Origin of the sequence: Nocardioides yefusunii (genome assembly GCF_004014875.1) — a bacterium.
Classification (GTDB): Bacteria; Actinomycetota; Actinomycetes; order Propionibacteriales; family Nocardioidaceae; genus Nocardioides; species Nocardioides yefusunii.
In genome coordinates, this window is sequence record NZ_CP034929.1 from 1,343,395 (window position 1) to 1,358,867 (window position 15,473).

Below are 15,473 nucleotides of genomic sequence, written 5' to 3' on the forward strand. Positions count from 1 at the left end.
ATCAGGCTAACCGCTGAACACTCCGATCTGCGCTGTGGCGGCCGTCACTCCGCAGCCTTGACGTCGTTGCATGCCTAGACTCGCTGCGTGGACTTCTACTCGGCCTACGCCCAGGGCCTCACTCGTGTGGCCGCCTGCACCGCTTCGATCGCGATCGCGGACCCGGCCCGCAACGTCGACACCGTCCTGGAGCAGGTCCGCGCCTGCCATGACGACGCCGTCGCCGTCGCCGTCTTCCCCGAGCTCGGCCTCACCGGGTACGCGATCGACGACCTCTTCCTCCAGCAGACCTTGTTGGAGTCGGTGGAGGTGGAGCTGGCCAGACTCGTCGACGCCACCGCCGATCTGCTGCCCGTCGTCGTGGTGGGCGCACCCCTGCGCCACCTCAACCGGATCTACAACTGCGCCGTCGTGATCCACCGCGGACGTGTCCTGGGTGTCTCGCCCAAGTCGTACCTGCCCACCTACGGCGAGTTCTACGAACGACGCCACTTCGCTCCCGGTGACGACCTGCGCGGTGCGTCCCTGCGCCTGCGCGGCGTCAACGACGGCGAGGCCGTCCCCTTCGGCCCGGACCTGATCTTCTCCGCCCTCGACCACCCGACGCTGCGGATGCACGTCGAGGTCTGCGAGGACATGTGGGTGCCGGTGCCGCCGAGCGCCGAGGCCGCCCTGGCTGGTGCGACGCTGCTCGCGAACCTCTCGGGCAGCCCGATCACGATCGCGCGCGCTGAGGACCGTCGCCTCCTGGTCGCCTCCGCGTCGGCCCGGTGCGCGGCCGCCTACGTCTACGCAGCTGCCGGGCAGGGGGAGTCGACCACCGACCTCTCCTGGGACGGTCAGACGATGGTCTACGAGGGCGGCGAACTGCTCACCGAGGGCCCTCGCTTCGCCCAGACCCCGGTCCGCGCCGTCGCCGACGTCGACCTCGAACGCCTCGACTTCGAGCGTCGTCGTCAGGGCACCTTCGACGACAACCGACGCACTCTGGGCATCTCCAACGGTGGCGAGGTCGCCGGTCGTCTGCAGGGCGTGCGCGACTTCCGCACGATCGAGTTCACCCTCGACGCGCCCACCGGTGACGTCGGTCTGCGCCGCAAGGTCGACCGTTTCCCGTTCGTCCCCGACGACGCCACTCGACTGGCCCAGGACTGCTACGAGGCCTACAACATCCAGGTCAACGGCCTGGAGCAGCGACTGGTCTCGATCGGCAGCCCCAAGGCAGTCATCGGCGTCAGCGGCGGACTCGACTCCACCCACGCCCTGATGGTCGCGGTCAAGGCGATGGACCGTCTGGGGCGCCCGCGTTCCGACGTCATGGCCTACACGATGCCGGGCTTCGCGACCGGTGACACCTCGAAGTCGCTGGCCACGCGTCTGGCGACCGCGCTGGGGGTCACGTTCGCCGAGATCGACATCCGTCCCGCCGCGACCCAGATGCTCTCCGACATGGGGCACCCCTTCGCCGACGGCGAGCCCGTCTACGACATCACCTTCGAGAACGTCCAGGCCGGTCTGCGCTACGACTACTTGTTCCGACTCGCCAACCACACCGGTGGTCTGGTCGTCGGCACGGGCGACCTCTCCGAGCTCGCACTGGGCTGGTGCACCTACGGCGTCGGCGACCAGATGTCGCACTACAACGTCAACGCCGGTGTCCCGAAGACGCTGATCCAGCACCTGATCCGCTGGGTCGCGGATTCGGACGAGGTGACCCGCGAGGTCGGCGACATCCTGCGCGAGGTCCTCGACCAGGAAATCACCCCCGAGCTGATCCCCGACACCGAGGGCGTCAAGCCGCAGGCCACCCAGGACACCGTCGGACCGTACAACCTCCAGGACTTCACGCTCTTCCACCTCGTACGCCGAGGCCAGCGCCCCAGCAAGGTCGCCTTCCTGGCCATGCACGCCTGGCGTGACGCCGACGCAGGGGAGTGGCCGCCCGGCTTCCCCGACGACGCCCGGCCGGCCTACTCGCTGGCCGAGATCAAGAAGTGGTCGCGGGTCTTCCTGTGGCGTTTCTTCTCCTCGCAGTTCAAGCGCAGCGCCCTGCCGAACGGGCCCAAGGTGTCGGCGGGCGGCACCATGTCGCCGCGCGGTGACTGGCGGATGCCGTCTGACGCTTCCTCTGCAGCCTGGTTGCGTGAGTGGGAGAACATTCCCGACGCCTGAGCGTGGACCCGACCATGGCATGACGCACAGATGACATTCATGTTTCGTGCATGTTTCCGCATTGCGGGCTTGCGGGGATTCCCCGCAGGAAGTGACCGAGATGTGGGGAGAAGGGTCAGACACACCTCGGTCGATGGGTCATAGTTGGCCGCATGGGCAAGCAGGAAGACTTCGTACTCCGGGTTCTCGAAGAGCGTGACGTCAGGTTCGTCAGGCTCTGGTTCACCGACGTCCTGGGCTTCCTGAAGTCGGTGGCGATCGCGCCGGCCGAGCTCGACAGTGCCTTCGACGAGGGCATCGGTTTCGACGGATCTGCGATCGAGGGCTTCGCCCGCGTCCAGGAGTCCGACATGCTCGCCGTCCCGGACCCGTCGACGTTCCAGATCCTGCCGTGGCGTGGCGACAGCCCGTCGACCGCACGCATGTTCTGCGACATCAAGATGCCCGACGGTTCGCCGTCGCTCGCTGACCCGCGCCACGTCCTCAAGCGCCAGCTCGCCAAGGCTGCGGAGAAGGGCTACGCCTTCTACACGCACCCCGAGATCGAGTTCTACCTCTTCAAGGACAGCCCCGAGGCCGGCACCATGCCCGTCCCGGTGGACCGCAGCGGTTACTTCGACCACACCCCGCAGAACACCGGCACTGACTTCCGTCGCCAGACCATCACGATGCTGGAGTCGATGGGCATCTCGGTGGAGTTCAGTCACCACGAGGCCGGCCCGGGCCAGCAGGAGATCGACCTGCGCTACGCCGACGCCCTCACCACGGCCGACAACATCATGACGTTCCGCACCGTCGTGCGTGAGGTCGCGCTCGGCCAGGGCATGTGGGCCTCCTTCATGCCCAAGCCCTTCACCGACCAGCCCGGCTCGGGCATGCACACCCACCTGTCGCTCTTCGACGGCGACCGCAACGCCTTCTACGAGGAGGGCGCCGAGCACCAGCTGTCCGAGACCGGGCGCCGCTTCATCGCCGGTCTCATGCACCACGCGGCCGAGATCTCCGCGGTCACCAACCAGTGGGTCAACTCCTACAAGCGTCTGATCGGTGGCGGTGAAGCCCCGCAGTACGTCTCGTGGGGCCACAACAACCGTTCCGCGATGATCCGGGTCCCGATGTACAAGCCCGGCAAGGACCAGTCGGCGCGGATCGAGATCCGCACCATCGACCCCTCCTGCAACCCCTACCTCGCCTACGCGGTGATCCTGGCGGCCGGGATGAAGGGCGTCGAGGAGGGCTACGAGCTCCCTGCCGAGTCCGAGACCGACCTGGCCCGCCTCAGCGACAAGGAGCGTCGCGCCCTGGGCATCAAGGCGCTGCCGCGCAACCTCTTCGAGGCGATCCAGGTGGCGGAGAGCTCAGAGTTGGTCGCCGAGACCCTCGGTGAGCACACCTTCGACTTCTTCCTCCGCAACAAGCGTGCCGAGTGGGACGAGTACCGCACCCAGGTCTCCGCCTTCGAGCGCGACCGGATGCTCCCCGTCATCTGAGAAAGGGCTGACATGGCCAGCGAGTACGACGGATCACCGGTCCACCTCGAGCCGCTCGCCAGTGAGCGTCTTCGACCGGTGTCGGTGCGCCGCAAGAAGGTCAGTACCGAGATCCGGGTGGACGCCACCCGTGTCTCGGGCCCGATCCGGGTGATCCTGGAGCCCCTGCTCTGGATCGCCTTCGCGGTCGGCTTCCTGTGGCTGCTGATCGCCTTCGACCCGGCGCTCAGGTCCTCGGCCGTGGGCGGACCGGTCGTCTACGAGTACGCGCTGCCGCTGGCCGTCCTGGTCAGTGTCCTGCTGCTCGTCGCCACCGTCAGCGCGCTGGTCTGGCTGCCCACCTCCACCTCGGCGGTGCGGTCTCGCACGGCGTTCGCCGGACTGGGATTGCTGGGCTCGGCCTGGCTCTTCACCCAGCTCAACCCGGTCGAGGCGCACGACCTCGAGAACACCTCACGCTTCTGCTTCGCGGTCGGTGCCATCCTCATTGGCGTCTGCTGCGTCCCGTGGCCCACGCGACCGGCCCCGCGCGTGGCACGCGTCAGCGCCCTGCGGGCCGGGGTCGCCGTGGTGGTCGCCGTGGTCTTCGCCGCCGTCTGCTACCAGGTCTGGCAGTCCGCTGCGGACGGCCTGGTGGGCACGGACCCGGAGGGCCAGGACGGCTGGTCCAGGCTGTTGCCCTACCTCGGTGCGATGGTGCTGCTGCTGGCCGGCGCCCGCCACCTCCTGGTGCGTCCCGAGCGTGTGAGCGACGCTGACGAGTACGAGGAGACCGAGGAACCGGTCCCCGCTCCTCAGTGACACCGGCCGGTCGACGACCGGCCACCTCTGCACGACGAAGGGCCCGACCGTGGAGGTCGGGCCCTTCGTCGTGGTGCATGGGTGCGCGAAGGCGGATCGGTGTGGCCGATCAGCCCCGTGATCCGTCGGAGAACGCCGCGTGGGCCTGGTCGACCCGGTCGAGCAGTCGCGTCAGCTCTGGGTCCGCGAGCGCCTTGGCGCGCTGCTTGTCGCCGAGGGAAGCGATGGCCGCACGGCTGTGGGTCACCTCGGCGTAGAGGCGCTCACGTTCGCCGACGTCGCTGGCGTCCGCGTCGTCGAGGTAGGCCTTGGCCACCCGGTGGGCATTGGCGGTGACCGCGTGGGCCTTGCCCGACGGGCTGAGGAGGGAGGCCAGAACGGTGATCGCCAGGATGCCGATGATGACGCTCAGCGAGAGCGCGATCGAGACCTCGATGACGTGCACGGGCTCGCCGTCGTTGATGAACGGCAGGGTGTTCTCGTGCAGGGCGTGCAGGATCAGCTTGACGCCGATGAACGCCAGGATCGCCGCCAGACCGTAGGACAGGTAGACGAGACGGTCGAGGAGTCCGTCGATCAGGAAGAACAGCTGACGCAGGCCCAGCAGCGAGAACGCGGTCGCGGTGAAGACGATGAACGTGTGCTGGGTGAGTCCGAAGATCGCCGGGATCGAGTCGAGGGCGAACAGGATGTCGGTGCCGCCGATGGCCACCATGACCAGCAGCATCGGCGTCATGACCTTCTTGCCGTTCTCGATCGTGAACAGCTTGTCGCCGTCGTACTTGTCCGAGGTGTGCAGGAAGCGCTTCGCGATCCGGATGATGAAGTTGTCGGCTCCGTCCTCCTCGTCGTCCTCGCCCTTGAGCAGGTTGCCGGCTGTGAGCAGCAGGATCAGGCCGAAGAGGTAGAAGATCCAGGCGAACTGGTTGATCAGTGCGGCGCCCACGAGGATGAAGGCGGTGCGGGCGATCAGGGCGAACACGATGCCGAAGAGCAGCACCTTCTGCTGGTCCTCACGCGGAACCTTGAAGCTCGACATGATGATCAGGAACACGAACAGGTTGTCGACGCTGAGTGCCTTCTCCGTGATGTACCCGGCGAAGTACTCACCGCCCCACTGGGCGCCGCCGAAGGCGAACACCAGCAGTCCGAAGATCACCGCGAACCCGACGTAGAGCGCGGACCAGATGGCGGCCTCGCGCAGGGTGGGCACGTGGGCCTGACGGACGTGGAAGAAGAAGTCGAAGGCCAGCAGGCCGATGATTCCGACGATCGTGAGGCCCCACACGTAGGCGGGAACGTCCATGTATTTCTCCTGGGATGAGGTGTGCCGGCGGCGGTGAGGCGGCCGCGCCCGGAGCCGGCATGGCGTGACCCCTGTCAGTGTGGCACGGCGCTCATCGTCATCCGAGGGAGTGACACAGCCGATACTCCTGCGGTTCGCCGATGGTTCACCCTGCGTTCATGTCGCGCCCGGCGGGAAGGGTCTCCTGCGGTGTGCCGGCGCGGGAATCATCTCGAAAAGGGGTATTGCATGTGACTCACGTCACGGGTTGGGTGGTGCTGGTGCCGCCAACGGGGTCGGCTGACGGAGGGAGACAGAAGTGAACGCATCACTCAGGAAGAGACGTCCCGGAGGTGTCCTGCGATGCGCGGCGGCCGCGCTGCCGGTGCTGTTGGCCACGGCCCTGCTGGTTCCGACAGCCAGCGCGGTCAAGCTCAAGAACCCTGCGTTCTACGAGACTCCGGCGGTGCTGCCTGCCGCCGACGGTGCGCTGATCCGTTCGGAGCCGATGGAGTTCGCTCTCGACCCGCTCAAGGTCCACACGGTGCGGTACACGGCCGAACGGATCCTGTACTCCTCGCGCGCCCGCACGGGCAAGCAGATCGCGGTCTCCGGCACCGTGATCGTGCCCAAGACCGCATGGAAGGGGCCGGGGCGCCGTCCCGTCATCGGGTACGCGCCAGGAACGCAGGGGATCGGCGACGTCTGTGCACCGTCGCGGAAGTTCACCGGCGGACTGGAGTACGAGGGCCTCTTCATCATCGGGATGCTGGCCAAGGGCTGGGCGATCGCGATGACCGACTACGAGGGTCTGGGCACCGAGGGCATGCACACCTACGCCGACCGAGTCGCTGAGGGGCGCGCAGTGATCGACGGCGTGCGTGCTGCGCAGGCGCTGCCCGGTGACGACGTCGACGCCACGAGCCCGGTGGCCTTCTACGGCTACAGCCAGGGTGGTCAGGCTGCCGCGTCGGCCGCCGAGCTCGCCGGCACCTACGGCAAGGGGCTCGACGTCAAGGGCACCGTGGCCGGCGCTGCGCCGTCGGATCTCACGTACCTGCCCGGCGCGATCGACGGCTCGCTGTTCTCGATCTTCGGGTGGTTCGCGATCCACGGGCTCACCGCCTCCTACGACATCGACATGACGCCGTACCTCAACGCCGAGGGGCGCCAGGTCTACGACGACATGAAGGAGAACTGCGTCATGCACCTCTTCAACGGTGCCTTCAAGAAGTCGAGCCGTTACACCGTCGACGGGGCCGGGCTGGCAGAACTGATCACCCGTGAGCCGTTCCGCACCGTCATCGACGACCAGCGCGTCGGGAGGATCAAGCCCAGCGCCCCGGTGCTGGTGACGCACAGCTACTTCGACGACGTGGTGCCGATCAAGGTGGGCCAGCAGCTCGTCAAGGACTGGTGCGGCAAGGGCGCCACAGTGAAGTTCTCGCCCAACCTCAGCCCGCTGCACGTCGGTGGAATGCTCAACAACGCCACCGAGGTGTACGCCTACCTCGACGCGAGGTTCGCCGGGAAGAAGGCACCGACCTCCTGCTGAGGCACCTCCGGAGTCCTGTGTCGGGTGGGTCACAGCGCACGCATAGGATGCGCCGTGACTCCGGGCACGGGACTCCGGAGCGCACCCGAGGAGCAGCATGCGCATCATCGCCGGAATGGCCGCCGCGGTCGTCACGACAACCCTGCTGGTCGCTCCGCAGAGCGCCCACGCCGCGAAGGTCACCAAGCCCAAGGTCACGGCCGAGTGCAAGGCCGCCTCGGCGGACCGCACCGTCCCGCTCAGCGGCGCGAAGTTCGGCCGCTGTGTCCTGGGAGGCACCTTCTCGTCGAAGACGTTCACCGTGAAGACCAAGACGTCGTCCTTCACCGAGAAGACCACCTACAAGCACGGCAAGTCCATGTCGCTGGACTCGAGCGTCTTCGGGATGCGCATCGTGATCATCGGCAAGAAGACCTACCTGCGTCCCGACAAGAAGTCGCCGTGGATCCAGGGCAAGGCCAAGGGCAACGCCGATCAGCGTGAGGTGCACGGCATGGGCGTCGAGATCCGCCGGACCGCGAAGCGTTCCAGCCAGCAGGCCGTCTATCGGTGGGGCAGCGACTGGAACTTCACCGGCAAGACCAAGACGGTCAAGGGCGTCAAGCAGTGGCAGTACGTCGGGGCCCCCGAACTCACCTCCGTCTTTGGGGAGGTCGACGCGGTCACCAACACCGTGTGGGTCGACAAGTACTTCCGCCCGATCACCGACGTCCTCAGGATCACGCTCGACGGAGAGTCGGAGACCATCCGATCGACGTACTCCGGCTACGGCAAGAAGGTCACCATCACCGCCCCGAAGGTGAAGTGACGTCCGCATGACGACGCCCGATGCTTCGTGGTGCTACCGCCGCACCAGCAGCGAGCACATCGACGGGGCCCAGGGCGGTGACGACGTCGAGCTCTTCGAGGCCAGCACTCGCACCTCGAGTGCCTGGGGGCCGCACATGCAGCACGGTGGCCCGGTCACCGGTCTGCTCGTGCGCGCTCTGGAACACGCCGGTGACCCGACGGGGCGTCGAATCAGCCGTGTCACCACCGAACTCTTCGGCATGGTCCCGGTCGGCACCGTCCGGGTGACGGGGCGTGTCGTACGTCCGGGGCGTCGGGTCGAGTTGCTCGAGTCGACGATGGAGGCCCCCGACGGGGACGGCTGGAAACTGGTGGCCACCGCCCGGGCGTGGCGGTACCGCGTCGCCGACACCACGGACGTGGCCCGTCCGGCCGATCCTGCCCGCGACCTCCCGGCCAGCGACGCCGCACGGCTGAGCGAGCACCCGCTGTCGTTCGCCTGGTGGGAGGGCGGCTTCGTCGATGCCCTGCGCTGGAAACTCGACGCCGATCAGCAGTCCGGGGCCGCGACCCTGGCCTGGGGACGCCTCGACGTCGCGCTGGTGGAGGGGGAGGAGACCACGCCGTTGCAGGCGATGGTCTCGTTCGCCGACACCGCCAACGGCGTCGGTGCCCGACTCGACCCGGCCCAGTTCACCTTCCTCAACACCGAGATGACGCTGCACCTCTTCGCGCCGCCGTCAGGGGAGTGGTTCGGGATCGAGGCCGAGAGTTCGGTCGGACCCGACGGCGCCGGCATGAGCGCCGGTGTGCTCCACTCTCCGCACGGTCCGATCGGGCGCGTCACCCAGGCGCTCCTCGTCGAACGCCGCTGAACGTCCGTCCCCCTCGCCCCACCGGATCCACCCACGGAGCACCTGTGTCGCACACCCCCCAGACTGCTGCCCATCTGTCGGCACAGCCCGTCACCGACGTCGTCGCAGTGAACTTCGCCCCCGACTGGGCAGGAGTGCGCGGCGTCTACGGAGGCCGCGTCATCGCTGCAGCGGCCGAGGCCGCCCGCGAGGTCGCAGCCACCGAGGGTCTGCGGATGGGATCGGTGCACGTCGAGTTCACCGGCGGCGGCGTCGTCGGTGACGCCGAACTGCACCGCACGCTGGTCCACCGGGGACGTTCCACAGCCACCGTCCACGTCGAGTGCTGGCAGGAGCAGGGCACGCCCGAGGCACCGAAGCGTCGTCGTGTGGTGGGTGCCGTGGTGAAGTTCCTCGCGCCCGGCACCAGCCGCGTCTTCGGCAACTCCACCCTCCCCGCGGGCCCTGACCCCGAGGAGTGCGAGGAGTTCGACGCACCCTGGGGCGAGATGGCCTACGACCACCACTTCGGCTTCCGCCTGATCTCCCACGCGCTGGAGGACGGCGTCCCCACCAGTCGTGCCTGGGTGCGGATCCAGCCCGGAACCGGTCTCGGTCCGCACGGCACGTTGGCGGCACTGCTCGACGTCCTGCCGCCGGGCATGTTCATGCGTGAGCCCTACCCACAGTTCGTGCCCACGGTCGACTTCTCCATGCACCTCGACGCCGACGCAGTGGTCGAGGAGGGGGAGTGGCTCTACGGCGTCATGCGCTCGGACTGGGCCGACGACACGTTCTACGTCGACACCGCGACCCTGCACCGCGCCGACGGCCGGTTCGTGGCCCGGGGTACCCAGAATCGCCACATCGTTCGCTGACCCGGTGCGTTGGCCGGGACGGCTCGGACGTCGTCCACCCAGGAGGGTGAAGCTCGGGCTCGGGCCGTTGCCAGGCCGGTCCAGCCGGGCCACCATGACGACATGGCAGACACGCGCAGCGGACCCCGTGACGACGTTGACGACCGTTCGGAGGCCCGTCCCCGGGCGCGGCGCAACGATCTGCCGCGGCTGGTGACGGTGAGCGTCTCGGCGGTGCTCTGCGTCGTGGGCTCGATGTGGGGATCGGGCGTCTTCGGCGGCCCATCGGTGCCCGAAGCGGCTGACGGCGCCCTGCGCGCCGACTCCACCCTGATCGCCCCCGGCGGACCGGCCTTCTCGATCTGGGGGCTCATCTACTTCGGCCTGGTGGCGTATGCGGTGTGGCAGTGGCTCCCCGGTCAACGTCGCGCTGCGCGTCACCGTCGGGTCGGGTGGCTGGTCGCGGCCTCGATGATCCTCAACGCGGTCTGGCTGCTGACGGTGCGTGAAGACCTGCTGTGGTTCAGCGTCGGCGTCATCGTGGTGCTCGCCATCGTCCTGGCCACCGCGCTGCGCAGCCTGCGACTGGCCCGGGTCACCGGCCTGGCGGACCAGGTCATCACCGACGGGACCCTGGGCGTCTACCTGGGCTGGGTGACGGTCGCGACGTGCGCGAACGTCGCAGCGACCCTCGTCGACGGGGGCGCCGACGCGGTCGGTGACGCCTCGGAGTGGATCACGGTGGCGGTCCTCGCCGTCGCGGTGCTGCTCGCCGCCGTCCTCGCGCTCAGCACCGGGGGCAACCTCGGGATCGGTCTCGCGGTCTGCTGGGGACTGGCATGGGTCGGTGCCGAGCGTCTGGACGGCGAGCCCGCCTCCGACCTCGTGGGCTGGGCCGCCGTCGCGGCTGCGCTGCTCGCCCTGGTGGTCACCGTCGTGGTGCGTACGCGCACCTCAGGGGACCGACTGCGCGTGGTCTGAACGGCAGCCAGACTGGGTGGAGTCAGAGGGAGCTGCGTGAGGCCGGCTGGCCGGTCAGCACCCGCACGGCCAGATCGGTGGTCGCGGGGAAGTTGAGGTGCCCCACGACGTGCTCGACCCGAGCCACGTCCAACGGCAGCAGCCCCGGGGTTCCGGGGACGTCCGGGGTGAGTCCGAGGTCGAGATCGTCGCGACCGCTCATCATCGTCACGTTGAACTCGTAGCGTTCCCGGGCACCGGGCGCCATCAGCTTGTTCAGCATCGCCCGGCCGATCTTGCGGCCACCGGTCTCGGCGGCCCAGTCGTCCATCGTCGCCACGACGTTCGCGCCGCCGCAGTGGTCGATGTCGCTCCACACCGCCTGCATCGACCCCATCAGGTCGAGCAGCACCGGGGCGGTCTTCTCGCCGATCCCGGGCACGCCGGGGAGGTTGTCGGAGGCGTCGCCGCGCAGGGCCGCGAACTCCAGGTAGTTCTCCGCCGCGACCCCGTACATCGCCTTCAACGACCGCGGCGTCAGCAGGGGAGAGGCGTTGATGCCGCCGTTGATCAGACGCAGTACCGAGGTGTGGTCACTGATGTGGGCGAACGAGTCACGGTCCGACGTCACGATGACGCAGTCCCAGTCGTGGGCGACCGCCCACGTCGCGGCGGAGGCGTTGACGTCGTCGGCCTCCAGACCGGGCGGGGTCAGGGTCGCCATCCCCAGGGCGTCCAGCAGCGCCCCGGCCCGCTCCAACTGCTCGACCAGGTCGGGGTCCTTCTGGGCGCGCCCCGCCTTGTAGTCGGGATAGAACTCGGTGCGCAACGACCGGGCGCGGTCGTCGATGCCGAAGATCACCGCGTCGGGAGCGAACTGGTCGATCGACTCGATGATCTGTCGCAGCATCCCGTGCAACGCCCACGCCGGACGTCCGGCCCGGTCCGTGTGCTGGGTGTGTGCCCGGGCGTGGTGGTTGCGGTGCAGCAACGACGGCGCGTCGACGGCCAGCAGCAGCCGGCGTCCACCCTGGGGGCCGGAGGTCCAGTCGGTGGAGGGCGTCACCACGACACCACGCGGCGGTGCGGGTGCCGGGTGGTCCGGGGCGGAGGTGTGTGATGTGCTGGTCATGGCGTCGTCGGCCATCGTACGGCCCGCCGAGTCCGACACCACCGCAGCAGACGGCAGGAGCACTCATGTCCCCCCACAGCACACGCCCGGGCACGCCGCACGGCACTCCCGTCACTGTTCCCGGTTCCTGGCATCCACGCGGTGCGGTGTTCGTGGCGGGGCAGTGGCGCGACGGCCACGGCGGGGACGTGGTGGTCGACGACCCCGCGACCGCCCAGGTGCTCGCCACCCTCAAGGGTGCTGACGCCGCCGACGTGACCGCTGCCGCCGACGCCGCCCAGGCCGCCGGTGCAGCATGGGCGGCCACCGCGCCTCGTCGTCGTTCGGAGATCCTGCGGGCCGTCTTCGAGGCGATGCACGCCCGCAGCGACGAGATCGCCGAGCTGATCACGGCCGAGAACGGCAAGTCGTTGGCCGACTCCCTGGCCGAGGTCACCTACGCCGCAGAGTTCTTCCGCTGGTTCTCCGAGGAAGCGGTCCGCACCCACGGCGGCTTCGGCGTCGCCCCGGCCGGTGGCACCCGCACCCTGGTGCAGTCCCGTCCGGTCGGTGTCGCAGCCCTCGTCACGCCCTGGAACTTCCCCGCCGCGATGGTGACCCGCAAGATCGCGCCCGCGCTCGCCGCGGGCTGCACCGTCGTCGTGAAGCCCCCGGCCGAGACCCCGCTGACCTCGCTCTTCATCGCCGAACTCATCGACGACGTGCTCCGTGACGCCGGCATGGAAGCAGGGATCGTCAACGTCGTACCGTCCGACGACTCCGCGATGGTCGGAACGACGCTGCTCGCCCACCCCGACGTCCGCAAGATCTCCTTCACCGGATCCACCCGCGTGGGGCGGATCCTGCTCGCCCAGGCCGCCGAACGGATCGTGAACTCCTCGATGGAGCTCGGCGGCAACGCCCCCTTCGTGGTCACCGACACTGCCGACGTCGACGCTGCCGTCGCCGGCGCGATGATCGCCAAGTTCCGCAACGGCGGCCAGGCCTGCACGGCCGCCAACCGGTTCCACGTCCACCGCGACGTGCACGACGAGTTCGTGGAGAAGTTCGCCGCTCGGATCGCGGCGCTCAACGTCGGGCCGGGAGCTTCCGGCGCCGAGATCGGTCCGATGGTCTCGGCCAAGGCCCGCGACTCCATCGCGGAGGTCGTCGACGCAGCCGTCGCCGACGGTGCTCGGATCCACACCACCGCGCCGGTGCCCGAGGGCGCCGGGTACTGGTACCCGCCGACGCTGCTGACCGGCGTGAGCCCCGATGCCGCGATCGTCCAGCACGAACTCTTCGGCCCCGTCGCGCCGGTGATCGTCTTCGATGACGTCGAGGAGATGATCGCCCACGCCAACAGCACCGAGATGGGGCTGGCTGGCTACGTCTACGACCGTGACCTAGCACGCGCGATGCGGATCGCCGAACGTCTCGAGATCGGGATGATCGGCATCAACCGCGGACTCGTCTCCGACCCCGCCGCCCCGTTCGGCGGCACCAAGCAGTCGGGTCTGGGACGCGAAGGCGCCCGCGAGGGCATGGACGCGTTCCTCGAGACCCAGTACCTCTCGATCGCCTGGGAATGACCGGGCTGGAGTGAAGCTGGAGTGAAAGCAGTGAAGATCGCCCTCATCGGTGCCACCGGCCGCGTCGGCGCCGAGACGCTCAGCGCCGCCGTCCTGGACGGTCACGACGTCCACGCGCTGGTCCGTCGTCCTGAAGCCGTGCCGCGCCACCCCGGAGTGAGCGTCGCTGCGGTCAACCTCCGCGACCCCGACGTGCTCGCGATCGAGTTCGCCGGGTGCGACGCGATCGCGGTGGCGCTGCGTTCCGAACCCGCGCGCCGCGACCTGCTCAGCGAGACCCTGCCCGTGATCGCCGACGCTGCCCGCACCGCCGGGGTGCGTCGCGTCGTCCAGGTGGGGGAGTTCGGTGCGGGGGAGACCGCCCGTGTCGCCTCCTGGCGCGCACGCAGCATCTACGCCTCCCTCGACCGGGCCCGGCTCACCGACCATGCCCGCGCCCTCGAAGTCACTGACCGCACCGGCCTGGAATGGACGACGCTGCTGCCGGTGAAGCTGCGTGAGGGGGCACCGCACCAGGTGTTCGCAGTGATGCCGTGGGAGGACGTCGCCCGCGTCCCCGGCCTGCCGATGCTGCCCTACGCCAACGTCGCCCGCGTCGTCGTCGACCTGGCGACCCGAGCAGAGCACGTGCCGGGACCGTTGCTGGTCACCACTGCTGCCGGGGTGCGCCTGACCTCGGCCGCCGCGCGGACGGTGACACTGGCCTAGCGCAGCCGGGGCGGAGATCCTCCCGTGGGAGGACGACGCAGCAGCAGTCACCCGCCTACGATTCACCGGTGGAGACCCGTAGCCCCTGGACGATGAGTCCCCGCGCCAGCGCCTGGTTCGACCGGGCACTGGCGGCACTGTTGACGCTCCTGGTCCTGGCCTCGGCGGCGGGTGCGGACTCCTTCGCGCTGGTGGCCGTGGTCCTGTGCGGACAGACGGTGCCGCTGCTGTGGCGCCGCTCGCGCCCCGGGGCGGTGCTGTTGGCGGTCGGCGTCGCGATGTTCGCCCAGGCGGTGCTGCTGTCCGACTTCGTGGTGGCGCCCACCCAGGTGGCCGCCCCGATCGTCGCCTACTCCGCAGCGCGGTGGGGCAGCACTGCGGTCCGCTACGGCGCCGTGGCGATGACGCTCTTCGGGTCAGGGGTGGCCGGCGTCGTCTGGACGCTGCCCCATCCGGACCTGCGCACGGTGGTGTTCATCGCGGCCCTGTGCGCGGCGACCACGCTCGCTGCGTGGGCCATCGGCCTGGCCGGGAGCCAACGGGACCGCTACCTCGCAGGTCTGAAGGACCGCGCCGACCAGCTCCAGCGCGTCGCCGATCGTGACGTCGCCCTCGCTGCTCAGGACGAACGCGCCCGGATCGCCCGCGAGATGCACGACGTCGTGGCCCACGGGCTCTCCGTCATCGTCGTCCAGGCGGACGGCGCCCGCTACGCCGCCGCGAAGAACCCCGACGTCGCCGTCTCCACCCTGGAGACCATCGCCTCCACCGGACGCGAGTCGCTCCAGGAGATGCGCCGCCTGCTCGGCGTGCTCCGCACCGGTGACTCCGGGGTCCGCCCCCAACCGACCCTGGCCGACGTGCCGCACCTCGTCTCCGAGGCCGCTGCGGCCGGGACCGAGGTGACTGCCGAGATCCCCGATGTCCTCCCGCACGTCCCCGACGGCGTCGGACTGGCCGCCTACCGGTGCGTCCAGGAGGCGCTCACCAACGTCCGTAAGCACGCCGGGCCGGAGGCGAAGGTTCACGTCAGGCTCGCTGTGCAGGGCGGAGCCCTCTGCGTCGACGTCACCGACGACGGCCGAGGGGCCAGCGCGCGGCCCGCCCAGCCTTCAGGCGGGCTGGGGCTGATGGGCATGCGCGAACGCGTCGGTGTCCACGGCGGTGAGGTGGTCTCCGGGCCACGCGTGGGTGGCGGCTGGCACGTCGGTGCGAGGATTCCTCTGTGAGCAGCTTCGTCGACCCGTCCCCCGAATCCGTCTCCGACGCCCCGATCAGGGTCTTCCTCGTCGACGACCA

At 69.3% G+C, this 15,473-nt stretch carries 13 protein-coding genes; 11 read left to right on the forward strand and 2 right to left on the reverse strand.

The window, feature by feature from the left end:
* Positions 1-87: 87 nt before the first annotated feature.
* The 3 genes from EOV43_RS06090 to EOV43_RS06100 all read left to right on the forward strand — a co-directional run bounded on the left by EOV43_RS06090 (position 88) and on the right by EOV43_RS06100 (position 4,463).
* Entirely contained in the window at positions 88-2,172 is a 2,085-nt protein-coding gene (locus tag EOV43_RS06090) for an NAD(+) synthase (RefSeq protein WP_128220176.1), read from the forward strand.
* A gap of 152 nt (positions 2,173-2,324) precedes the next feature.
* Positions 2,325-3,662 (forward strand): glutamine synthetase family protein, encoded by a 1,338-nt coding sequence (locus EOV43_RS06095; protein WP_128220178.1) that lies wholly within the window; start codon positions 2,325-2,327, stop codon positions 3,660-3,662.
* A 12-nt stretch (positions 3,663-3,674) separates the two neighbouring features.
* A complete protein-coding gene (locus EOV43_RS06100) occupies positions 3,675-4,463 on the forward strand; it encodes a hypothetical protein (protein ID WP_128220180.1) in 789 nt (262 codons plus the stop codon).
* A 109-nt stretch (positions 4,464-4,572) separates the two neighbouring features.
* Here EOV43_RS06100 and EOV43_RS06105 read toward each other — a convergent pair whose 3' ends face one another.
* Entirely contained in the window at positions 4,573-5,769 is a 1,197-nt protein-coding gene (locus EOV43_RS06105; RefSeq protein ID WP_128220182.1) for a TerC family protein, read from the reverse strand.
* A gap of 298 nt (positions 5,770-6,067) precedes the next feature.
* Here EOV43_RS06105 and EOV43_RS06110 point away from each other — a divergent pair, with 298 nt between their 5' ends.
* From EOV43_RS06110 to EOV43_RS06130, 5 genes are all read left to right on the forward strand, one after another.
* Entirely contained in the window at positions 6,068-7,303 is a 1,236-nt protein-coding gene (locus EOV43_RS06110; protein WP_128220184.1) for a lipase family protein, read from the forward strand.
* A gap of 97 nt (positions 7,304-7,400) precedes the next feature.
* A complete protein-coding gene (locus EOV43_RS06115) occupies positions 7,401-8,111 on the forward strand; it encodes a hypothetical protein (protein WP_128220186.1) in 711 nt (236 codons plus the stop codon).
* 7 nt (positions 8,112-8,118) lie between these two features.
* On the forward strand, positions 8,119-8,967 hold the full coding sequence (locus tag EOV43_RS06120) for a thioesterase family protein (RefSeq protein ID WP_128220188.1): 849 nt from the start codon (positions 8,119-8,121) through the stop codon (positions 8,965-8,967).
* Between the two features lie 44 nt (positions 8,968-9,011).
* Complete coding sequence (locus EOV43_RS06125; RefSeq protein ID WP_164878788.1) at positions 9,012-9,824, forward strand: thioesterase family protein; 813 nt, start codon at positions 9,012-9,014, stop codon at positions 9,822-9,824.
* A gap of 102 nt (positions 9,825-9,926) precedes the next feature.
* Positions 9,927-10,784, forward strand: coding sequence for a TspO/MBR family protein (locus EOV43_RS06130; RefSeq protein WP_128220192.1), 858 nt, complete (start codon positions 9,927-9,929; stop codon positions 10,782-10,784).
* 22 nt (positions 10,785-10,806) lie between these two features.
* Here EOV43_RS06130 and EOV43_RS06135 read toward each other — a convergent pair whose 3' ends face one another.
* A complete protein-coding gene (locus EOV43_RS06135; protein WP_128220194.1) occupies positions 10,807-11,895 on the reverse strand; it encodes a 5'-3' exonuclease in 1,089 nt (362 codons plus the stop codon).
* Positions 11,896-11,960: 65 nt separating this feature from the next.
* Here EOV43_RS06135 and EOV43_RS06140 point away from each other — a divergent pair, with 65 nt between their 5' ends.
* The 3 genes from EOV43_RS06140 to EOV43_RS06150 all read left to right on the forward strand — a co-directional run bounded on the left by EOV43_RS06140 (position 11,961) and on the right by EOV43_RS06150 (position 15,403).
* Positions 11,961-13,466 (forward strand): NAD-dependent succinate-semialdehyde dehydrogenase, encoded by a 1,506-nt coding sequence (locus tag EOV43_RS06140; protein ID WP_128220196.1) that lies wholly within the window; start codon positions 11,961-11,963, stop codon positions 13,464-13,466.
* 30 nt (positions 13,467-13,496) lie between these two features.
* Complete coding sequence (locus EOV43_RS06145) at positions 13,497-14,174, forward strand: NAD(P)-dependent oxidoreductase (protein ID WP_164878787.1); 678 nt, start codon at positions 13,497-13,499, stop codon at positions 14,172-14,174.
* Between the two features lie 68 nt (positions 14,175-14,242).
* Entirely contained in the window at positions 14,243-15,403 is a 1,161-nt protein-coding gene (locus EOV43_RS06150) for a sensor histidine kinase (protein WP_128220200.1), read from the forward strand.
* Positions 15,404-15,473 lie beyond the last annotated feature (70 nt).